The organism is Saprospiraceae bacterium (assembly GCA_026129545.1).
Lineage (GTDB): Bacteria > Bacteroidota > Bacteroidia > Chitinophagales > Saprospiraceae > M3007.
Genome location: JAHCHX010000002.1, coordinates 688,060 through 709,950 on the forward strand (window position 1 = coordinate 688,060; position 21,891 = coordinate 709,950).

General features: G+C 52.4%; 19 protein-coding genes. 6 read left to right on the forward strand and 13 right to left on the reverse strand.

The window, feature by feature from the left end; genetic code table 11:
• Positions 1–168 precede the first annotated feature (168 nt).
• Entirely contained in the window at positions 169–1,302 is a 1,134-nt protein-coding gene (locus KIS77_17260; protein ID MCW5924074.1) for a hypothetical protein, read from the forward strand.
• Positions 1,303–1,437: 135 nt separating this feature from the next.
• Here the strand turns inward: KIS77_17260 and KIS77_17265 are convergent, their stop codons facing one another.
• The 5 genes from KIS77_17265 to thiL form a co-directional block, all read right to left on the reverse strand.
• Entirely contained in the window at positions 1,438–2,229 is a 792-nt protein-coding gene (locus KIS77_17265; GenBank protein MCW5924075.1) for an OmpA family protein, read from the reverse strand.
• Positions 2,230–2,278: 49 nt separating this feature from the next.
• Complete coding sequence (locus KIS77_17270; GenBank protein ID MCW5924076.1) at positions 2,279–3,460, reverse strand: OmpA family protein; 1,182 nt, start codon at positions 3,458–3,460, stop codon at positions 2,279–2,281.
• Between the two features lie 312 nt (positions 3,461–3,772).
• Positions 3,773–4,795 (reverse strand): WG repeat-containing protein, encoded by a 1,023-nt coding sequence (locus KIS77_17275; GenBank protein ID MCW5924077.1) that lies wholly within the window; start codon positions 4,793–4,795, stop codon positions 3,773–3,775.
• Positions 4,796–4,933: 138 nt separating this feature from the next.
• Positions 4,934–5,869, reverse strand: a complete 936-nt coding sequence (gene xerD, locus KIS77_17280) for a site-specific tyrosine recombinase XerD (GenBank protein MCW5924078.1) — start codon at positions 5,867–5,869, stop codon at positions 4,934–4,936.
• A gap of 180 nt (positions 5,870–6,049) precedes the next feature.
• Positions 6,050–7,069: a thiamine-phosphate kinase gene (gene thiL, locus KIS77_17285; GenBank protein MCW5924079.1), complete on the reverse strand. Its 1,020-nt coding sequence runs from the start codon at positions 7,067–7,069 to the stop codon at positions 6,050–6,052.
• Positions 7,070–7,146: 77 nt separating this feature from the next.
• Between thiL and KIS77_17290 the strand changes: the two genes are divergently transcribed.
• Together KIS77_17290 and KIS77_17295 are read left to right on the forward strand one after the other, a co-directional pair.
• The gene (locus KIS77_17290) at positions 7,147–7,467 is read left to right on the forward strand and encodes a hypothetical protein (protein MCW5924080.1); all 321 of its coding nucleotides are present in this window, start codon (positions 7,147–7,149) and stop codon (positions 7,465–7,467) included.
• Complete coding sequence (locus KIS77_17295; GenBank protein MCW5924081.1) at positions 7,382–9,205, forward strand: ABC transporter ATP-binding protein; 1,824 nt, start codon at positions 7,382–7,384, stop codon at positions 9,203–9,205. Before KIS77_17290 ends, KIS77_17295 begins: the two co-directional genes overlap by 86 nt.
• A 76-nt stretch (positions 9,206–9,281) precedes the next feature.
• On the opposite strand, the gene KIS77_17300 is transcribed toward KIS77_17295, so the two are convergent.
• Complete coding sequence (locus KIS77_17300) at positions 9,282–10,475, reverse strand: NAD(P)/FAD-dependent oxidoreductase (GenBank protein MCW5924082.1); 1,194 nt, start codon at positions 10,473–10,475, stop codon at positions 9,282–9,284.
• Positions 10,476–10,846: 371 nt separating this feature from the next.
• On the opposite strand from KIS77_17300, the gene KIS77_17305 reads away from it, so the two are divergent.
• Entirely contained in the window at positions 10,847–11,815 is a 969-nt protein-coding gene (locus KIS77_17305; protein MCW5924083.1) for a hypothetical protein, read from the forward strand.
• A gap of 14 nt (positions 11,816–11,829) precedes the next feature.
• Here KIS77_17305 and KIS77_17310 read toward each other — a convergent pair whose 3' ends face one another.
• The 3 genes from KIS77_17310 to KIS77_17320 all read right to left on the reverse strand — a co-directional run bounded on the left by KIS77_17310 (position 11,830) and on the right by KIS77_17320 (position 15,179).
• Positions 11,830–12,771, reverse strand: a complete 942-nt coding sequence (locus tag KIS77_17310; GenBank protein ID MCW5924084.1) for a succinylglutamate desuccinylase/aspartoacylase family protein — start codon at positions 12,769–12,771, stop codon at positions 11,830–11,832.
• Between the two features lie 77 nt (positions 12,772–12,848).
• Positions 12,849–13,916: a putative metal-dependent hydrolase gene (locus KIS77_17315; protein ID MCW5924085.1), complete on the reverse strand. Its 1,068-nt coding sequence runs from the start codon at positions 13,914–13,916 to the stop codon at positions 12,849–12,851.
• Positions 13,917–14,573: 657 nt separating this feature from the next.
• Positions 14,574–15,179, reverse strand: a complete 606-nt coding sequence (locus KIS77_17320) for a DNA-3-methyladenine glycosylase 2 family protein (protein MCW5924086.1) — start codon at positions 15,177–15,179, stop codon at positions 14,574–14,576.
• A gap of 113 nt (positions 15,180–15,292) precedes the next feature.
• Here KIS77_17320 and KIS77_17325 point away from each other — a divergent pair, with 113 nt between their 5' ends.
• The gene (locus tag KIS77_17325; GenBank protein MCW5924087.1) at positions 15,293–17,221 is read left to right on the forward strand and encodes a CBS domain-containing protein; all 1,929 of its coding nucleotides are present in this window, start codon (positions 15,293–15,295) and stop codon (positions 17,219–17,221) included.
• Positions 17,222–17,284: 63 nt separating this feature from the next.
• Here KIS77_17325 and KIS77_17330 read toward each other — a convergent pair whose 3' ends face one another.
• From KIS77_17330 to KIS77_17340, 3 genes are all read right to left on the reverse strand, one after another.
• Complete coding sequence (locus KIS77_17330; GenBank protein ID MCW5924088.1) at positions 17,285–18,124, reverse strand: site-specific DNA-methyltransferase; 840 nt, start codon at positions 18,122–18,124, stop codon at positions 17,285–17,287.
• On the reverse strand, positions 18,121–19,083 hold the full coding sequence (locus tag KIS77_17335) for a hypothetical protein (GenBank protein ID MCW5924089.1): 963 nt from the start codon (positions 19,081–19,083) through the stop codon (positions 18,121–18,123). Before KIS77_17335 ends, KIS77_17330 begins: the two co-directional genes overlap by 4 nt.
• Positions 19,084–19,192: 109 nt before the next feature.
• Positions 19,193–20,593, reverse strand: coding sequence for an amino acid permease (locus KIS77_17340; protein MCW5924090.1), 1,401 nt, complete (start codon positions 20,591–20,593; stop codon positions 19,193–19,195).
• Positions 20,594–20,696: 103 nt separating this feature from the next.
• Between KIS77_17340 and KIS77_17345 the strand changes: the two genes are divergently transcribed.
• The gene (locus tag KIS77_17345) at positions 20,697–21,200 is read left to right on the forward strand and encodes a fatty acid hydroxylase (GenBank protein ID MCW5924091.1); all 504 of its coding nucleotides are present in this window, start codon (positions 20,697–20,699) and stop codon (positions 21,198–21,200) included.
• 9 nt (positions 21,201–21,209) lie between these two features.
• Here KIS77_17345 and KIS77_17350 read toward each other — a convergent pair whose 3' ends face one another.
• On the reverse strand, positions 21,210–21,860 hold the full coding sequence (locus tag KIS77_17350) for a class I SAM-dependent methyltransferase (protein MCW5924092.1): 651 nt from the start codon (positions 21,858–21,860) through the stop codon (positions 21,210–21,212).
• Positions 21,861–21,891 lie beyond the last annotated feature (31 nt).

The following is a 21,891-nucleotide window of genomic DNA, read 5'->3' on the forward strand; positions in this document are numbered from 1 at the left end:
ATTTAATCAAGTGCAAAGGTAAACAGGGTTTTGGAAAAAAGGTTTGTGGCCGAATGATGAATTGCAAATGAAATTTGATGGTCGGGCAGCAGGCAGGAAATTCTACTTTTGCAGGGTAAATACCGTGTTCCCATATCCTAACAATGGAACATTGCAAAACGGATAGCCATGACAGTAAGCGATAATTTTTTCTCCGATTTTCCGCCCGTCAGCAAGGAAGCGTGGCTCCGGCAGATTGCCAAAGACTTGAAAGGCAGGCCATTGGAGGAACTTGACTGGATGTTGGATGAGGGCTTGCGGGTGTCGCCTTTTGCACATGCGGACGATTTTGCCCAGCCGCCCAAGCCGATGCTCGGACGACCCGCCCATTGGGAAATCTGTGAGGACGTGCTGGTGGCCGACCCCGTGGCAGCCAATCTCCGAGCCTTGGAGGCGCTGGAAGGAGGTGCCGAGGGGCTGCGCTTCATTTTTGAAACTTCTCCCAATTGGGCTGATTTTCAGCAGGTTTTTGAAAAAATCCATCTTGATTTCATCGGGCTGCATTTTGCAGGCGCTGGAGTACGCGGTAACCCGGGGCTGGTGTTGGGCTTTTTGGAGCGTCTGGCGCAGCAGCGCGACACCCCGCCCCAGCAACTGCGCGGCTCTTTTGCATACGACCCGGCTACCTCGGCAGGCATTGTGGACTGGCGCTATTTGGTTGATTTGCTGGGTTTTGCGAACACACAATTCCCTCAGTTCAAATTGGTGACGATTGCAGTCCTTTCATCCCCTTCCGCCGAAACTTTGGGAGCAGGATTGAAACACGCCAACTTGTACTTTCAGAAACTTACTGAACGTGGTTTGTCTGCGTCGGCGGTAGCTGGTGCGTTGCAGCTGTCCGTTGTCATTGAAAAAAGTTATTTTCTCGAAATTGCGCGTATTCGGGCGCTCAAGTTGTTGTGGTTGAATGCCCTGCAAGCTTGGGGGGTACCGCTCGAATATCCGGTGGTGGAGGTCTCGTTTCGGCCAGAGGCATATTCTGACGAACTATACACGAACATGATTCGCGCCACTACGATGGCAATGTCGGCGGTGTTGGGCGGAGCTGACAGGCTGACTGTGCTGCCATACGATGAGGGTCGGGAGGCGCTGGCGACTTATTCGAAGCCTTTCAGTCGCCGCATCGCTCGCAACGTGCAGCATCTTCTGAAAATGGAGGGTTTTTTCGACGAAATCCCGGACGCGGCAGCAGGTAGTTATTACATCGAGCAATTGACCCAACAGCTGGCCGAACGCGCTTGGGCTTCGTTTCGGCAGGCATAAAAAAATCCGCCTCACAGCCTGTGCCGCAAGACGGATTCACTAAACCTCATGGAACAATCGGGATGTGGAGGCGCTTGCTGCGTTGTCTCTTTCTCCCGTTATCTTTTTTTGAAAACGGCGCGGAACCGTTCGGCGTCACATGCTCAGCACTTTCACTTCCACGCGCTGGTTCTTTTTGCGACCTTCGGGTGTCACGTTCGGTTCTACTGGCATCGTCCAGCCAAAACCTTTGTATTGGACTCGCTCGGCAGCGATACCTTTTTCAATGAGCCATTCGGCGACGGCCTTGGCGCGTTCGGTGGAGAGCGTGTTGGCAAAATCCACGTTGGGCCACATTTGGTTGTTGGTGTGCCCGCGTACTTCGATGGTGATGCTTTGGTGTTCATTGAGGAACTCGAACAGGCGCTCGAGTTCGAACTCGCTTTCTGCTTTCAACTCGGATTTGTCGGCATCGAAGTAGAGTTTCTCCAAGCGGAAAATGCTGCCTTTTCTGAGGGTCTTGCCACCAAGTTTGGCCGAAACTGATACTGGTGCCTTTTCGGGCGCCGCTGCTATTGGCTCCCTGAGCGACACTTTCATTGGCTCGACTTTTTTGGGCGTTTCCATCACGACCGATTTGGGCGCATCCGCTTTAGGGGGCTTGGGCATGGCGAAGAGGATGGCAGGGTCTTCGGAGGCCAGCATGTCGGTAGGCTGGCCGGGTTGAGCCACTGCGATGCGCACCACGTCGCCGACACCATAGATGTCGCCCAATTGGGACAAGATAGCTTGGTCGTTGTAATTGTCGCTTTTCGTGTAAACGACGGTGGTGTTGCCGTACTTGAAATCGGTGGCTGTGGAGTGGATTTCATTTTGGGCAGTCGCCACGTTTGCGACAAACAGGAGGGACAGCGCGAGTTGATTGTTGAAATTCAAGATGATATTCATGGCAAATCAGATTTGAGAGTGGATTGAAAGAATACTGTTCGTGGGTTGGTTATTTGCGGCTTGTGAGTTCTTTGCGTTTGCGAGCTTTTTCTTGCTCGATGATTCGTTTGTACAGGTTTTTGTCTTCGATGATTTCTTTGAGGCTGCGGTCCCAGAGGGGGTCTTTGTCGTTCCAGCCAGTGATTTTGATTTCGGTGCGGCGGTTGAGCTGATGTTCGTATTCAGAGCACGCTACCCCGTTGCCGCATTTGTTGATTAGTTGGGTCTCTCCGTAGCCTTTGGCCGTGATGGATTCGGGGTCAACGCCGCAGTTGGCAATCATGTAGTCAACGGCGGATTTTGCGCGTTTGTCCGAGAGTGTCAGGTTGTAGGCATCAGAGCCACGCGAATCGGTATGCGAGCCGAGCTCGAATTTCAGCCCCGGATTGTCTTTCAAAAAGGTTGCCAACTTGTCAAGATTTTTGGCGGCATCAGGACGAATGTCCCATTTGTTGAAGTCGTAGTAAAGATTTTTGAACTCGAAGCGTTTGCCGATGTGGAGCGAGTCGAGGTCAATGGCACCCAAGAAGTAGCCCACCTCGTTGCCGTGGGTCATCAATGGCACAACGTCTGGCTCTTTCACCCCCATGCCGTCCACGCAGAGGATACAACCATTCACGTTGACGTACACTTCCACGCGGTGGTTGAGGTAGCCCGGTTTGCGCACCAAGATGGTGTAGTGATTGCCTTCGGCGAAGGAGAAATTGAAGGTGGCCTTGGGCCATTTCTCGAGCGTGAGTTCCTGCGTTTTGGTGGTATTGTTGTAGATTTCCACCTTGCAGTCGCGGAGGGTGTTGATGGGGTTGTGCTCATACGCCTTGTCGAACAAGGTGATGTCGAACACATAACCCGGCTTGCGCTCCAGCCCCAGTTTGGCTTTCAGCTTGCCATTCTTGTCGGGGGCCATCACCACGTCCTTCATGAAGAAGGTTTGGCGGTCTGCGAGAATCTTGTAGCGCTCTACCTTTGGCACCTCGATGGAGAAATATCCTTCGTCGTCGGTAGCGGCAAAGGCAAGCGGGAGAATCATCACGTCGTCATAGACCGTCACGACGGCTTGATTGAGCGGCGCTCCGCTGGCGCGGTCCACCACGAAGCCTTCCGCAACGACGCTCGGCTCTTTTCTTTGGCCTGCCGCTATGAGGGGGAGGGCAAGCGCGAACAGGAGTGCGATTTTTTTGAAATGTGTCATGGCTAATTAGTTTTGGTTAAATGGTGGATGCGTGATTTAAAAAAAACGTGAACGAGATACAGACTTGCGAACCCCGTGCCAGTAGCGAGCGTACATAGCGTTTTAACAAAAAAAATTTTTCATTAAATTTTTTTTAACGGATAAGACTTCGTATAATCCGCCGCCCAAAAGCGCCAAAATTGCCTAAAAAGGGGCCAAATCCTCCAAAATTGGTAAGCAAAAGGCCGAACCGCTCAACACGATTCGGCCTCACAATTTTTAGAAATGTAAAATGGGCGACAAACAAAGGTGGCAACGACACGGGCCTCGCTTTCAGCTAGCCTCTCTCCAAATCGCGCCGCCGAAGCGGTCAATGTAGCACCACTTGCCGTCTGAAATGACCAATGCCAACCCATCGCGGAAAGGCGTGGCCGAGTCGTAGGTGGCTGGTATGACGACTTGCCCTTCCGTGTTGATGTATCCCCAGCGCCCATTGATGCGCACCTGTGCCAGCCCGTCGGAGAACACTCCGGCATCCTCGAATTTTGGCATGATGACGAGCTTGCCCGTTTTGTCAATGTACCCATAAGCGCCGTTGATTTCCACGAGTGCCAATCCTTCGCCAAAATCGCCCGCGAGGTCGAACATCGGCTCCACGGCTATGGCTCCTTGCTGGCTCACGAAGCCGTACTTGCCATCTTGGTAGGCCAGCGCCATGCCATCGAAAAACTCTCCGTGCGCATGCCCCTTCACAAATTCGAACTGAGGCAACACCACCGCCTGCCCCGCCCGGTTGACAAGTCCCCACAGGCCTCCGCGCATCACCACCGCCACATTTCCCTGAAATGGCTGCGCCGTGTCCCATGCTGGCTCAATCTCGAATTGGCCCTGTGTGTTGACGAATCCCCATTGGTCGCCATCGGCGGCAGGAGCCAGCCCATCGCGGAAATTGCCAGTGGCGGAAAAGTTGGGTTTTATGACAAACTGCCCTGTTTGATTGATGAAGCCCGCACGCCCCTCGAAGGCGACAGGGGCCAAGCCGCCACAGAAATCACCTGCTTCCTCGAACATTGGCGGGATGGCCACATTGCCTCGACCGTCGGTGTAGCCCCATGCCCGCACCCACTGGGCACGTGCAAGACCTTCCTCGAAAAAACCCAACGAACGATATAGGCGCTTGATAGACAGACGACCTGCCGCATCAAGCAGCGCCCACTGCCCATTGAGCCGAGCGGCGGCAAAGCCGTTTTTGAATTCGCTCACCTCCAAATACTGCGGCTCTATCACCACCTCGCCGTGGGCGTTGATGAACCCGAAACAACCGTTTTCGCGGATTTTGAAGAGTGGTTTGTGCATGAAAGGTGGTGATACGCTTGCTGGTGTGTCAAGATTGGACTTGTGGCGGTCTCTTCGCCAAGGCAGCCTCTGCCACAAGTCTATTGAGGGCAAAAGTATGCAATTCGGTATTTCCCAAAATAGAGGCTGGCCGGCCACTCACGTTGCTTTGTTCGTTGCCTCGAGCGCCATGCGCACTCTCGGGTGGAAGAGATTGATGGTTTCTTTGAGGTATTCGGTGTCCAAGTGTGTGTAAATTTCGGTGGTCGTGATGCTCTCGTGTCCCAACATATCCTGCACGGCTTTGAGGTCGGCACCGCCTTCCACGAGATGCGTGGCGAACGAGTGGCGAAAGGTGTGTGGGCTGATACGTTTGGCGATGCCTGCTTTTTCAGCCAATGCCTTCACGATGTGGAATACCATGACGCGGGTGAGGCGATGCCCGCGCCGGTTGAGAAAAACGATGTTCTCCTGACCGGGGTGAATGTTGTCTTGCTGACTGCGAATGTGCTCAAGATAAAGATTCAGGTATTTCACGGCTTCGTAGCCAATCGGCACCAACCGCTCTTTGTCGTTTTTGCCCACGACTTTCAGAAAACCAGTTTCGAGGAAGAGGTTGGTGAGTTTGAGGTTGACCAATTCGCTCGCCCGCAGCCCACAAGCGTAGAGCATCTCCACAATGGCGCGGTTGCGCGTGCCTTGTGGCTCGGAGAGGTCAATGGCAGCCAGCATGGCTTGTATTTCGTGGACGGACAACACCACTGGCATTTTTCGGCGCAGGCGCGGGCTTTCGAGCAATTCGGTGGGGTCGTCGTCCGTCATATCCTCCACCATCAAAAATTTGTAGAACGCCCGCAACCCGGAGATGAGCCGCGATTGGCTACTGGCTTCCAGCCCCAGTTTGTTGACCCAAAAAATGAATTTTTCCAAATCGCTTTGCCGCACGGCCAACGGAGGAAGGTCTATTTGTTCGATTTCGAGGTACCGCACAAATTTTTGCACGTCGTTGAGGTACGCCTCCGCTGTGTTGGCGCTGAGCGAACGTTCGAGAAGCAGGTAGGCGCGGAATGCTTTGAGTGCGGATGGCCAGTTCACGCGGCAGTTTTTTTAGAAACCATGTAAGTACTTTGGCAAGGGCAGCGCCCCGAAAAGTGGGCGGAGATGCTCGATATCGTTTCGTGGGGGGCATCCGGAGTGTGTCTCGGGGTGCTGTCCCCGCCTGAGTAGTTGCTTAAAAACGTAGGTAGAACCGTGCTTGTCACACCTATTCAACATTCAAAAGTGCACCCACCCTTGCGCCTTCAAATCGTGCAGGTTGCCACCTTTGGTGTTGAGTTTGATGCCGTCTTTGGCCTCCAAAATTTCGCCTGCGATGTAGATGTCCGGCAGGAATTTCACCTTGTCCACATCGTTGGGGTCAATGGTGAACAGGAGCTCGTAGTCCTCGCCGCCGTTGAGGGCGCAGGTGATGGGGTCGAGCTTGAATTTGAGCGCAAGCAATTGGGCTTCCTGATGGATGGGCACGCCGCTTTCTTCTACCAATGCCCCGACTTTGCTTTGTTTGCAAATATGAAAAATCTCGGAAGCCAGCCCATCCGAGATGTCAATCATGGCAGTTGGTTTGAGCGGTATTTTTCTGAATGTCTCAATCATGTCTCTGCGGGCTTCGGGTTTGAGTTGTCGCCCCACCACATATTTCTGCCCTTCCAAATCGGGTTGCACGTCGGGGTTTTCCTGCCAAATCCGCTTTTCTCTTTCCAGCAATTGCAGGCCGAGATAGGCGGCTCCGAGGTCGCCGGTGATGCAGACGAGGTCGCCGGGGCGTGCGCCCGACCGATAGACGAGTTGGCTTTTTTCGCATTGGCCAATGGCCGTGACGCTGACGATAAGGCCCTTGAGCGAGGAAGAAGTGTCGCCTCCCACGAGGTCCACGCCGTAAGCGTCGCAGGCGGCCCGAATGCCCGCGTAGAGCTCGTCGAGCGCCTCCACGGAAAAACGATTGGAGATGGCGATGGAGACGGTAATTTGGCGCGGGAAGGCGTTCATGGCGTAAATGTCCGACAGGTTGACCACCACGGATTTGTAGCCAAGATGTTTGAGCGGCATGTATGCGAGGTCGAAATGGATGCCTTCGACGAGCATATCGGTGCTGACGACGGTGCATAGGCCGCCGTTGTCAATGACTGCCGCGTCGTCGCCCACGCCTTTAATGGTGGATGGTTGTCGCAAGGGAAAATCCTGCGTGAGGTGTTCGATGAGGCCAAATTCGCCGAGGGTGTTGACGTCAGTGCGCATGGAGTGGGTTTGAAGGTTGCTGCCTGCCTTGTAAGGAAAAATCGCGGTGTACTTGCAAGCGGACGGATGTTTCCAACATGACAAAAAAAACAGACAGTAGCCGGATATTGGGTATTATTTATATGCCGTTCGACCTTTTCATGGCAAGGCGGCGCAAGGTACGCCCAATTCCCAAAATACGCCCCTGCCACCAAGTTGCGAGGCACCGTGTCTATGGAAAAATGGCTTGGCTGGCTCAAGTCATCGTCAGTCCGGGTATGTTTTTGCCCGCTTGCTCGAACCCTTGCACACTAAGCTTGTTTACCCTGCCGCATGAAACACCTATCATATCTCAACAAATTTTTCTGGAAATACCGATGGCGCTTGCTGTTGGGCATTTTGTTCGTGGGGCTGGCTAACTGGTTCAGGGTTTGGCAACCCAAAGTGATTCGCAACGCGCTCGACACCGTGGTGGAGCGCGTCGGCTACTACAAGGAACACGGCGGCATAGCGGCGCACCCAGAAGCGTTTGGCGAGCTGGGGCGGCAAATCGCTTGGTTTGGTGGGGCTGTCATTGGTTTGGCGCTGCTGATGGGTTTGTTCATGTTTTTCATGCGGCAAACGATTATCGTGGTGAGCCGCCTTATCGAATACGATATGCGCAAGGAAATGTTCGCGCATTATGAAAAACTCGACCTCGCTTTTTACAAGCGAAATAGCACGGGCGACCTCATGTCGCGCATTTCGGAAGACGTGTCGAAGGTTCGGATGTTCCTCGGCCCCACCATTTTGTATGGCCTTGACCTGATTTTTCTTTTCATTCTGACCATATCCTCCATGCTCAATGTGAGCCTTACGCTCACGCTGTGGTCGCTGCTGCCGTTGCCTTTTTTGAGCATCTCGATTTATTGGGTCAGCACGCTCATCAATCGCCGCAGCGAAAAAATCCAGCAGCAATTGGCGGTGCTCACTAGCACGGCGCAAGAGGTTTACAGCGGTATTCGGGTGGTGAAAAGTTATGTGCAGGAAAAAGCGATGGGACGCTGGTTTGCCGCTCAAAGCGAGGAATTTCGCCAAAAGTCGCTCAAATTGATTCGGATTGATGCCTTTTTTTTCCCGTTGATGGCGCTGATGATTGGCGTGAGCACTATCATCACGGTGTATGTCGGGGGCTTGCTTGTGGTGGAAGGCAAAGCAACGGCGGGCAATATCGCCGAGTTTGTCATTTACATCAATATGCTGACTTGGCCAGTGACGGCCATTGGGTGGATTGCCTCGCTGACCCAGCAGGCCGCGGCCTCACAAAAGCGCATCAATGAATTTTTGAAAACACAACCCATCATCACTAACCCAGTGGCCAGTCAGCCATCTTCGGCAATTGCCCATACAGAACCCAACGGCCAACAGCCTTTGGACTACAGCCTTAGCGGCCATATCCGCTTTGAGAATGTCTCCTTTGTGTATCCCGACACCGGCATCAAAGCCCTTGATAATGTATCGTTTGAAATTATGCCCGGCCAAAAAATGGCCATTATTGGTCGGACGGGCAGCGGCAAGACGACCCTCGCGGATTTGTTGGTGCGGATGTACGACGCGACGGAAGGCCGCATCCTGATAGATGGCAAGGACATCCGCGAACACGACCTGTCCCAATTGCGCCGTCGCATTGGGTATGTCCCCCAAGATGTGTTTTTGTTTTCCGACTCCGTCTATGGCAACATTGCTTTTGGCAAAGAGGGCATTGAACGCGAGGAGGCTGTTTTTTACGCAAAAAGCGCCGCGGTGCACAACGACATCATGGATTTGCCGGAAGGCTACGACACGCTGGTCGGAGAGCGTGGCGTGACGCTTTCAGGCGGCCAAAAACAGCGCGTGAGCATCGCTCGCGCTTTTGCCAAACAACCCGACGTGGTCTTGCTCGACGACTGCCTCTCGGCGGTGGACACCAACACGGAGAGCCAGATACTTGGCTATTTGGAGACGGCATTGGCCGACAAGACAGCCATCATCATCACGCATCGCATTTATTCCATGTTGCAGTTCGACAAAATCATCGTGCTCGACAACCACCGCATCGCAGAGGAAGGCACGCATGAGGAGTTGCTCGCTTTGGGCGGCTACTATGCGGAATTGTTTGAAAAACAAGCGGAACAGTGAAGAGGGCGGGCAGGCTTTTTTGATAGATGGGGAGGAATGTGTAAAAAAACGATGTTGCACTGCCCTTTACCCCCATCTACATCGTCCCTTTTAAAATTCTGTTCCAATAAAGCCACGGCAGAATGTATCGCTTGAGCACCCACATGGTCCAGCGTTCTTTCGACTGGTCGAAGGGGAAGGTCTCCATAGGGTTGTTGTCGTAGTCGAATTCGGCGAGCATGAGTTTGCCATAGCCCGTGATGATGGGGCAGGAGCTGTAGCCGTTGTATTGTGCGGAAGGGGTTCGGCCATCCATCGCGGCGAGCAGGTTTTGCACGAGCACGGGGGCTTGTTTGCGCACGGCGGCACCCGTCTTGGAATTGGGCATACCGGAGGCATCGCCGAGTGAAAAGATGTTGGGGTATTTGCGGTGCTGTAGGGTGAGTTTGTCCACGTCCACCCATCCTTTTTCGTTGGCGAGGGGGCTGTTGCGCACAAAGTCTGGGGCGCTTTGCGGCGGCGTGATGTGAAGCATATCAAAATGTTTGGTAATTTCCGACACTGAGCCGTCGGGGGCGGTCACTTTGAACGTGGCCTCGTGCGCGGGGCCGCTCACGCGGATGAGGTCGTGTTTGAAATGGGTGGCGATGCGGTAGCGCTCCACCACTTTGCGGAGCGTTTTGGCGTATTTTTCAATGCCGAAAATCACGGTGCCGCCGCTGCAAAATTCCAACTTCACTTTGTCGGAAAGCCCTGCCCGGCGGATGTGGTCGCCTGCGAGGTACATGATTTTTTGTGGTGCGCCGCCGCATTTCACCGCCCCGCTCGCAGCCGTGAAAATCGCCGTGCCGCCTTCTTTCAGATTTTTCAAGCACTCGAATGTGTAAGGCGCGTAAAGGTGTGAATACACGCTGCATACTCCGTTTTTCCCCAGCGTTTCGGGCAAGCCTTCGATTTGGTGCCAGTTGAGCTGAATGCCGGGGCAGACAATCAGGTAGTCGTAGCCGATGACTTTGCCGTCGCGGGTGACCACGGTGTTGGCCTCTGGCTGAAATGTGGCGACGGCACCCTTGAGCCATTCAGCGCCTTTGGGAATGTAGTCCGCTTCGTTGCGAATCGTGTCGGCCACGTCATAAACACCGCCGCCCACCATTGTCCAAGCGGGCTGATAGTAGTGTTTATCCGAAGGTTCGATGATGCCGAGTTTGAGTTTTGGTTTTTTGCGAAGCAGCTGGGCGGCCACGGAAAGCCCAGCGTTGCCGCCGCCGACGATGAGAATTTGATATTTCATGGAATACTCGCTTTGTAACAAGCACAAAGCTACGCCTGCCCCTCGTTTTCCTTGATGGACAATTGTCACACAACGAAGTGATTGTAATCAGCGCTTCGCCCCGAGGGCGTTCACAAGACTGTGTCATCCCAATTAAGACAATGAGAAAACACAGAGGCACAGAGGCACAGAGTTTTGGTTTTCGATAATTTACGCTCCTTTGAGTACAGCGTTTGCCGTGTAAAAAAACATATGGGAAGGTTCGGCGCACTTTTCTGAACGTTCTGGCCTAAAAGCCATGACTTGGATGCCAACAACGCCCACTTTGGCTCATTCAGCCCCTTCAACCCGTAATTTTTCTTTCTTTTGCAACGCTATCCAATACCCGTTGTATGCCCGTTCTTGCCAACACCGACTGCCGCGACCGCGACGAGATATGCGCCGCGTTTCTGCCGTTCGCACGACCCGACTATGTGGAGGGCACGGTCATTGGCGACGACTTGGACAGCCTGCTGTCGGCGATGTACCTGCATCAGCGTTTTGGGTGGCCAGTAGTTGGGGTTTATTGCCAATACACGCGCTTGTGGCACGCTGGGGATGCCACGGATTTCCGGGAAAAACTGCTTGCGGGGAGGTTGTTTGCGGTGGATTTGGATATTTATCACGCGGCGATTCCAAGTTTGGGACATCATATCATTGCCTGCGCGAGCGATGATGAACTTCCGGGACACACTCATTCGCTCAACCCCAACGCGCTGCGTGGATTTTCGATTCGGCAGGGGTTTAGGCGGAAATACCCGTTGGCTACCATTCACCTGTTGCTTTGGCTTTTTGAGGAAAAAAATCTCGAACGAGTAGCGGAAGGGTTGGTCTGGCTGGCTGATTCCACTTTTGTGAATGCCCAACATTACCGCGACAATGTGGAGGAATGGGTAGCGCGGTTTTTCCAATGGCCAATGCTTGAACGGATGTTGCCATCGCTACAAACACTCGAATTCGAGCAATATATGGAAAAAGCAATACTGAGCCGCATGGCCGGCAATCCGTTGTGCATCCCTAACCGCTCAAAGTATAAGTCCAAACACTTGGGGCTGAATGGATTTCAGTGCCAATTCGACCCACAAGGGCAGCAGGCTGCGTTGCAATCGCTGCTCACGTTGCTGGCCGATTTGAGCGGGTGGGCGCGGCTACCGCTTCCCACACGATGGGGCGGCTGCTGGCAGGGCGAAAGGCGCGAGGTGGCGGTGGCCGACGTGGTGGCATCCGGGCTGCCGTTTGGCGAGTGGCTGGAGCAGGCGGGCGTGTTTTCCTATGCGTTCACGTTCAAGGATAGGCTGAACTGCACGGTTATACATCTATAACTCGCCAAGGCTTTTCAGATTTCTTGCACTATGAAGAAGCCGTCCGAGCCTTTGGGCTGATATAGCGGCATCAGCATGAGGCCAGCCGTGGGTGCCAGAATAGGCCCCGTGATATCGTCGGCCAAGTGTTCGCCTTGACGTATCGGCTGGAAATTGGTGTAGCCCGGCCTCATTCGGAACGAGTCGCCTGGGCGGATGTGGTGAACATGGCGCAATCTGGTGACTTTGGGCAGCCGGGCGCTGTAATTTTCCAAAACGGCTTCGTGCGCATTGGGCAAATCCTCCGGCTCGATGCAGCCTGTTGCGCGGAGGCAATTGATGATGGCGGCAATGGAACGGCTCACCGATAGTGGCTCCTCATGCTGTCCCGCCTCGAAGGCTGCGCCAAAGGCTATTTTGGGAAAACCGCCTATTTGCAAGTGCCCATCGGCGGCAAAGCGCAACAAGGTGCCGCGCACGCCCTGAAAAAGGTCGAGAATGACAGGGGCATGGAGTGTTTTGGCCAAGCGAAGACTGGCACCCTCGTCGGTGGGTATGCAAAAAACACCGCCCCCTGCTGAGGTGGTGTGCATATCGAGCAAAACGAGCACCTCAGGGCAAGTGTCCTGAATCTCGGTATGCACGGCCTCGAGTATTTCCGCTATTTCGAGGTCTTCGGCATCCAGCCCCCTTGCCTTTTCGGCCAAAACCCGCCGAATGTTCTCCGATGTCCACTGTCGGTTGAGGTCTTTTTCGATGAAACGCTGCCGAATCTCGTAAGCCTTCCGATTGCCGAGCATACCCACTAATGTTCCGTGAAAAACAAAATCCGGGTGTGAGTTGGCCGTTTCGTGCAGCATTTGAAATACGGCTTCCAATGCCTTGACCCCCGCTGGTTCGTTGCCGTGCAAGGCACCAAATACCAGCACCAGCGCGCCGGGGTGTTCTCCACCAAATTTTCCGATGATACGATTCATATTGGCAGGCAAAAAAACGGCTTCCAGCGGAGCAAACGCCGGAAGCCGTTGTCATTTATTTCTCCACAATGGCAAGTCTATTTCTTTTTGCCTCTCATGGCCCTGATTTCGGCCATGCGTTCGGGGCTTAGGCCACGCTTTCTAGGGGCATCACCAGATGAAGGTGCGGCCTTGGCCTTTTTCGGCGCGGCGGCGGCCTTCTCGGCGAGGTTGGCGGCGCGGGCGGCGCGGGCTTTTTCGAGCACTTCGGCACGCGAGAGCTTGGGCAGGGCGGCCTTGGCCGCTTTTTCGGCGGCTACCTCCGCGCTGCTGCGGCGCTTGCGCTTGGCGGGGGCGGCGGCGCCAGTCTTTTTCGGCGCGGCGGCGGCCTTCTCGGCGAGGTTGGCGGCGCGGGCGGCGCGGGCTTTTTCGAGCACTTCGGCACGCGAGAGCTTGGGCAGGGCGGCCTTGGCCGCTTTTTCGGCGGCTACTTCCGCGCTGCTGCGGCGCTTGCGCTTGGCGGGGGCGGGTGCTGCGGCGGCAGATTTTTGGTCGGAGGCGTGTAGTTGTTGCTTGCGTGGGCGGGCTGCTGCGCGTGGAGCAGGTGCCAACACACTTTCTGCTTCTCTGTGTTTTCCTTTTTTGGCGCTAACAAGTCGTATGTGCGCAATGTGATGCTGACCATGCCAAGCATAGTGTGCGATAGCTTCGGGGAGCGAGATGACTCGTTGTTGTTCAGGATGGAAATAGCCGCGCTCCAAGTCTTCTTCGGAAAGCGACTCCAAAAACATGACCCAACGTTTGTGCAGGGGCTCCAAAATTTTAATGGATAGCTTCACGGGTGCTGACTTGGCATCTTCTGTTTCTGCCCAGCTTGCTTCTTCATAAGGTTTGATGATGGGGGTTGTTTCCGTGACGGCGAGTTTCATGCGAGCAAATGCATTCAAATGACTGTCTGCCAAGTGGTGCACGACTTGGCGTGCCGTCCAGCCTCCACGGCGGTAGGGTATATCCAATTCACCACTTTTCAATTTCTTGACTGCTTTTTTGAGTTCTTTGGGTAGTCGGGCAATGGCTTTTATGTTGCGCCGGGTGTCTTCAAGTGACCATATTTTTCCAAACTCAAATTTTCCGATGGGGTACCTAAGACTTTCCTGTGACTTCATTGTTTGCTGCTGTTTAGTTAGTGTTGTTGTGAGTGTATTCGATTGTTTCGATTGTTTCGATTGTTTCGATTTATGATTGGGGATTTACGATTTGAGAGGCTTTTTTTGAAACTGCTATATGGGTGCATTTCAAATTGTATCAAGTAAATCGGAACGCTGTCAGCTATTCTCGGTTTGTAAGAGGTGTCATCTTTTGAGGAACGAAAAAGGTGACATCTCGGCCTGTTTTTGAGATGTCATCCCTCCATTCTTCCGGGATGACACCTCAGAACCCAACAAAGCGAGAATCGCTGGAACGCTGTTCCAATATATGCCGGAATAATGCACCCGCTATTTGTTGGCAATTGTATAGTTTTTACTCGCTTTTATACCTTGATTCGCCAAGATTTGCCAGTTCACCATGACTGATTCCCTGATTTTGAACAGATTGCGCTTTTAGCCATGCCCAAAACTTGGCGGCGCGAAGTATAAGTAAAGTGTATGTCTTGTTAAACGTTGTATTGACATTTAGTGGGTTGTCAAAAAAATTTGTAAAAACTTAGGTAGAAGGCAGAGAGACTTGTTTTAGGATTGTATGCTTTTGCAATGAAGACGAAATCATTTTTCTAACTAAGTTTTTACGGATTTTTCTAGCAAATCACGCACTCGAAAAAAACGTCAACGTGTGTCTTTCCAGCGCCACAAATAGCGACAGGCGATGGTGCGCCAAGGTCGCCAAGGCTCTGCAAGTGTTATCATGGTCTGTTTGAGTTTTTTATCTTTTTCATCCAATTCGTATAGCCGTATCATGGCTTGCTGTATGCCGAGGTCATCAATGGGAAATATATCGGGTCGGCCAATGGTGAACATCAATATCATTTGTGCGGTCCATCTGCCCACGCCTTTTATTCGGGTCAAAAATTCAATGATTTCATCATCACTCATCGCCTCCCACTGATGATTTTCAAGGTCGTGTTGTAGAGAAAATGCCGCTACGTTCTGCAAATAACTTGCTTTCTGATTGGATAATCCTGCGAGGCGCAATTGCTCTGTCTCTATTGCAGAGAGCATAGCGGGGTGCGGATAATTGTCGGGGAACAAAGCGCAGAAGCGGTTGAAGATAGTGCTGGCAGCCTTGATGCTAAGTTGTTGGGAGACAATAGATTCAAGCAGGTCGAAATATACTTTTCCAGTAGGGGTGAAGTCTGGCGGCGCAATACCCTCAATCAAGGGACGCAATTTATCATGTTGGGATAGGTGCAATATGGCAGCCTCTGAGTTCATAGGGCAAAGTAAGTTGGCTTTCAACCACTTAAACAAATTTTTGTGCAATAGTTTTTAAACCAATAATATTGCCCGCCGGATTTTATCCACCAACCGCCCCGGCCACACAAGTTATGGGATTTCAAAAAGTAAGCACTATTGACAGTAAAAACGAGATGCTGCACTTTGTGCGCAGCCTTCTGGACGATGTCCAGGCATTTGAGTATATGCTTGAAAACGATTGGTTTGAATCAAACATCACGCGCATCGGCGCTGAACAAGAGATGTGTCTTGTGCATAATAAAACCTTCAAGCCTGCTTGTATCAACATGGAGGTGTTGGCCAAATTGGGCGATGACAAGCCGTGGTGTGTGACGGAGTTGGCAAAGTTCAATCTGGAGACCAATTTAAGCCCGCGAGAGTTTTCAGGCGATTGTTTGAGTCAGCTGGAGGCCGAAAATTTGAGGTATTTGAAAGAGATTCAGAAAGTACTGGACGAGTTTGATGCCTCTATCATTCTATGTGGCATATTGCCCACCTTGCGCAAGCATGATTTGGAAATGCAAAACCTGACTCCCAAAGACCGCTATTATGCATTGATGGCGGCGATTCAGAAACACTTGCTGGGCACGTCCTTCGAATTGCGCGTGGAAGGCGTGGACGAACTATTGGTAAAACACGATTCGCCCCTGTTGGAGGCTTGCAACACCAGTTTTCAGGTGCATTTGCAAGTAGCTCCGAAAGACTTCGTGAAAATGTACAACATCGCTCAGGTGTTGGCGGGGCCTACTATCGCCATCGCTGCCAATTCCCCCTTGGTGTTTGGCCGCCGCCTATGGCATGAAACCCGCATCGCCTTGTTCCAGCAAAGCCTCGACACGCGCACCACGCACGACCACATGCGGGAGCGCCTTCCCCGTGTCAACTTTGGCTCTGGCTGGTTGCGCAGCGACATCACGGAGATTTACAAAGAAGACATCAGCCGTTTCCGCGTGTTGCTCGCCGGAGCCATCGAAGAGGACTCGCTCAACATGGTGCGCGACGGCAAGACCCCCAAGCTTCGCGCCCTGCAAATCCACAACTCCACCGTCTATCGGTGGAATCGCCCTTGCTACGGCATCTCGCCTAACGGCAAGCCGCACCTGCGCATCGAGAATCGTGTGCTGCCATCCGGCCCCACCACAGTGGACGAGGTGGCCAACGCGGCCTTCTGGCTCGGCTGCATGGTGGCGATGGGCAACCGCTACGAGGACATCACCAAGCATATTGATTTTGTGGATGCCCGCGATAATTTTTTGAAATCGGCCAAATTCGGCATTGACACTACCTTCACTTGGTTAAAGGACAAAAAGGTACCCGTCACAGAGCTGATTTTGAAAGAATTGTTGCCGATGGCCAAAGAGGGGCTGAAATCGCGCAAGGTGAAAAATGCCGACATCAGCAAGTATTTGGGCATCATAGAAGCCCGCGCCAGGGAACACAAGAATGGGGCGCGGTGGCTGTTGCGTACTTTTACAGCCTTGAAAAAAGAAGTCACCAACGACGAGGCTGTGGCAGCCGTCACTGCCGCCATCGTGAAAAATCAAAAAGAGAATAAGCCTGTGCACACATGGAAAGAAGGCTCCGTCACCGACTTGACGGATTGGCATCCCGGCAAACTGAAAGTGGAAGAGTTCATGTCCACAGACCTGTTCACCGTGCAAAAAGACGACCTGATAGAACTGGTCGCTGAAATAATGGACTGGCGGCGCATCCGCTATATGCCTGTGGAGAACAGCAAGGGCGAGCTGATTGGCCTCATCTCCAGCCGGATGCTGCTGCGCCATTTTGCTCATTGCGGCAAATTGAAGAAACACAGCGGCGCCACCATCGTGAGCGAAATCATGATAGAAAAACCCGTGACCGTGGCACCCGAAACCACCATCATGGATGCCATGCACAAAATGCAGCAGCACCGCATCGGCTGCCTTCCTGTGGTGAAAGGCAAAGAATTGGTGGGCATCATCACGGAGATGGATTTTCTCCGCATTACGGGGCGATTGATGGAGCGGCTGGAGAAATAGACCTGTTGCGATGGAGGCCTTTGGCGAAGGAAAAGCCCTCCACCACAACAAGTCTAATGAAGATTACCAGAGCTTGTACTGCAACCCAGTCTCTTGCTGCATTTTTTCGATGCGCACCTTTGCTACTTCTATGTACTCAGGTTTATTGTCAATCAAAACGACATGACGGTCGAGCGCCAATGCGGCAAGGGCAGTGGTTCCGCTGCCTCCAAAGGGGTCTAGCACTTGGTCGCCCTCTTTTGTGAAAAGTTTTATGAAGAACTCCGCCAAAGGAACCGGAAAAACGGCGGGATGCCCCATGTTTTTACCTACCACAGCAGCAGTTACCGTATTTCCTGGGAGGACGTATTCTTTGCCTTCCCAGTTTCGCAAATCACGTCCAAAACCACTGTTATTTTCACTATTATGCCTTTCCGCGCTTTTGCCGTTTAAATTAACCAGTCTTTTCTCCACCCAATTGCCGATAGGTTTTTTTACCGCATCCTGATACATAGCAAACTCTTTTTGCTTTGTGAGGTGGAAGCAGTATTCCCACTCGTCTCGCAAACGATTTGACCAATAGCCCGGCATGGCATTAGGCTTAATCCATAGATAGTCATCTACACAGCGCCATCCCAAGTCGCTAAGTGCCATGATAGTTTTCCAGACGTAACGGTGTCTTATACCATCTACGACTTTGTCTTTGATATTTATCACCAAAGAACCTTCATCTGACAGTACCCTCCAGAATTGTTCGTGAAAAGTGCTGAAAAACATTGGGAAATCGTCAGGGTGGATGCTATCGTAATGATTTTTTCGAGCATCTGCATAGGGAGGACTCGTAAAAATCAAATTAAAGTGACCATCGGGATATGCTCCAAGCACTTCTCGGCAATCGCCTAAGTGTAGTTTGACATCGCTCATTTTTTATTGCAAAAAAGGTCTAAAAGTCTTTCTGGATTGTTAAAAATGCCATTTGCATTTAATAGTTTGAACTTCTGACAACAATGGCCAAAAGATTCAATCAATTCGCTTGGGATTTGAATGTCCAAGGTATTTCGTCGTTCGAGATTTTGTCCTTTCAACACATCAAGCACAAGATTCATCATCTCGGAATAAGAATAATTGGAGAAAAAAGGCCAGAAAAAATCAGAAAACCAGATTTCCGTGTTCACGGAATAGGCGCGTTCGGTTCGTTTTTCCTTGCGCATCGTACGATGCCCCCTCTCCATCACGATTCCGAAAACACAGATGTATGGGCCAACCCTGTTTTTGTCGTGCGCTGCCATCTGCTCCATCGCAGATATCGCCTTGGGCCAGTCTTGCCCTCCCATCGTGTTGGAGCGATTTTTCACCGAGACGTAGATGTTTAAAGGCGGTGAGTTCTTGTCTCTAAAATTTGCAACAGCGTTGAAATCGGCTTCAGAGGTGCCAATGTCGGAGACAGCAACAAATCTCCCCGATGAAATCGCGCAATCTTTGGCGATGAATTGATAACGCCACCCAGAGTTCATTCTTTGTTTTTGGAGCGTGCGGTTTCTGAATTGCTCGCGCGCAACATCACTGTAATGCAATCCTTCGCACTCAAACGCCGTAGAAGCAGGGTCTCCGTAGTATTTAAGAAAGTAATCGAACAGTTTTTTCCCTTCCTTTTCGTATATTTTGACCAGTTCCGTCGCTGAGGTATCTACCGGAATATCCAAAATCTGACGACTTGATTTGGCATTGGCTTGCGCAATCGCTTTGGCGATGATGGCCTTTATCTCATTCGCTCCAACTTTAGATGGGTGTTCCATCAAAGAGGCTTCATCAAGGAAACCGTGAAATTTGTCTGATTCATCTTGAATACGAGGGTAAGATTGCGGAGAAATATTTTTAGCCATAAAGTGCCGTGTTTCTGTATATTGGCAAAGGTACAAAACATGGCCTACTCAATGACAAGGCAGAAAGGGCGGCATCCTAAAACCAATTTTTAACTCATCAACATCACGGTCAGCGCCTATTCCACCAAAAATAGAGCGGCACCCCCGTCATCATCAGCACGGTGCCTAGCCCTGCCTCGCGCGGATGGTTGATGCAGGTGATGACGATGAGCGCCACGCAGAACAACACAAACAGGGCTGGCACCACCGGATAGCCCCACACCTTGTAGGGCCGCACCGCGTCTGGCTCGCGGCGGCGCATCACAAACACGCCAAACGCCGTGGCGCCATAGAAAAAGAACGCCGCGAAAATCAACATATCCGTGAGCTGGTCGAAACTGCCCGACAGCACAAGCAAGCATGCCCAGATGCCTTGAATCCACAGGGCAGAGTTGGGCGTGTGGTAGGTGGGGTGAATATCGGCAGCGCGGGGGAAAAACAGCCCGTCCTTGGCCATGGCGTAATAGACACGAGGAGGCATCAGAATGGTCGCGTTTGTGCACCCCAATGTGGTGACGATGATGATTGTCGAAATAAGCGTGGCCCCCACGTCGCCCGCGAAATGCCGCACCACCGCGACGGCAGCAATGTCGTTCTTTTGCTCGTGGACATCCACGAGCTGGTCAATGGGCAACACATAGAGATAGGTAAAATTGACCAGCGCATACGCCCCGATGATAATCATCATCCCCGAAAAAAGGGCGAGCGGCAGGTTTCGGTTGGGGTTCTGAATCTCGCCCCCCAAAAAGCCCACCGTGTTCCAGCCCTCGTAGGCCCAAAAAGCAGCCAAGAGCGCGGCGAACATCGCTTTTATCAATTCAAAATCCATCCAAGAGCGCGGCACATATTCGGCGGCAGGGGTTTGAAAATTGGCCATGCTGCCGCCTCCATACAGCAAGCCCGACACCACGATGCCCGTCAGCGCCACGATGACCGATAGCGTTATCCAGACGCTGAGAGCAGCAGCGCCCCGCAAACCCCGCGAATTGAGGAAAGTCAGCACAAGTATCAATGAGATGGTGAGCGCCTTGACCCCAGCATTTTCAAATGGCTTGAACACCAGAAATTCGACGTTTTCGATAGACGCAGGCAGATGCGGCAGCGGCACGATGGCATTGAACGCCTGTGAAAAAACATAAGCGATGCCCGCGATGGCAGCAGTCTTGATGACGGCAAAGGTGGTCCAGCCCCACAGAAACCCCATGAACCGCCCATAGATTTTCCTGAAATAAACGTATTCGCCGCCCGAATCGGCCATCATGCCCGCGATTTCGGCATTGCTCAAAGCACCGCACAAACTGATGACACCCGCCAAGACCCAAGCCCACAACACCAACGAGGGCGAGAGCAACTCGGCGGACATGGGCGCTACTTTTTTGTAAACGCCCGAACCGATGACCGAACTGACCACCAACAGGGTGGCCGCCCCCAATGTGAGGCTGCGAATAAGCTGACCTTGCTGTTTTGCCATAATGCGGCAAAGGTGTAGAAGATTTTGAATAGCCCGTTGCAAAACAAACTGCATTAGAGCCTGTTTTATCACAAAAATTTCACCCACCCACATTCGAGATTGTATGGCCAATTGGTTGCTTTATACCCTCATCACACTCGCTGCTTACGTCGGCATGGAGTTCATGGCTTGGTTCACCCACAAATACCTGATGCACGGGCTGCTGTGGAGCTGGCACGCAGACCATCATCAGCCCAAACATGAGAAAGAAGGTTTTTTTGAAAAAAATGACCGCTTTTTCCTCGTGTTCGCCATACCCAGCATGATTTGTTATATGGTCGGCGGCCTCACGCCCCATTTCTGGGTCTTGTTCATCGGGGTCGGCATTTCGCTCTACGGCCTCACCTATTTCCTGATTCACGACGTGTACATACACCGCCGGTTCAGTTGGTTCAAACAACTGGACAGCAAATACTCTCGCGCCATCCTTCGGGCGCACGGGACGCACCACGCCAAGCGCACCAAAGAAGAATGCGAGTCATTCGGCCTATTGGTCGTGCATCCAAAATTTTTCAAAAAAAGAAACAGGAAAGAAGACGAGCAAGTGATTCAGAACAACGTTCAGTGAGCAAAGCGGCTATTCAATTTTTTGCCCCACATATTTCATGTAACGCCACAACCCAAGCCAAGCCGGGCAGATTTCCAGCATTTCCGTTCTGAATTTCGACTGCAAAAACGGCAGCAAGTGCGCTTCCATGCGGACGTGGTTTTTGCCCATCCACCATCGGAAGGCTCCGCTCGGCGTGTCGTGAAAATCCACGACAGCGATGCGCCCGCCGGGTTTCAGGTCTTTCCAAGCCTGCTCGATAGCGACTTCCCAGCCGGGATTGAACATGGTGAGCGCGTAGGAGAACAGCACCAGGTCGGGCGCCTCGGTCAGCTTGAGCGGGGTAGCGCCATAAGCCTGCTCAAAGAGCTGCAAACGCCGCGAAAAGCGCGACATGGCCTTTGTGGTCTGCTCCAGCATATCGGGCGACACATCCACGCCCATCAATCGGAGGTTGGGATGCCATTTCGCCAACAGACGCAAATTGTGTCCTGTACCGCAGCCTATCTCCAGTAAAGACTGCTGGATGTGGTCGGCTATGGGCAACTGGCGCAGCAAAGCCTTGCGCCCAAAGAGGAACGACCACCGCGTGGCATCGTACGCCGCGGCGTGCCACCGATAATAGTGGCGCATGGCTTCCGGCTGGGAAATAGAGGAATCGCCTTTCATGGAAAAGTTCATTTTTGTGAGTGCATAAGGCGATACAAGAATT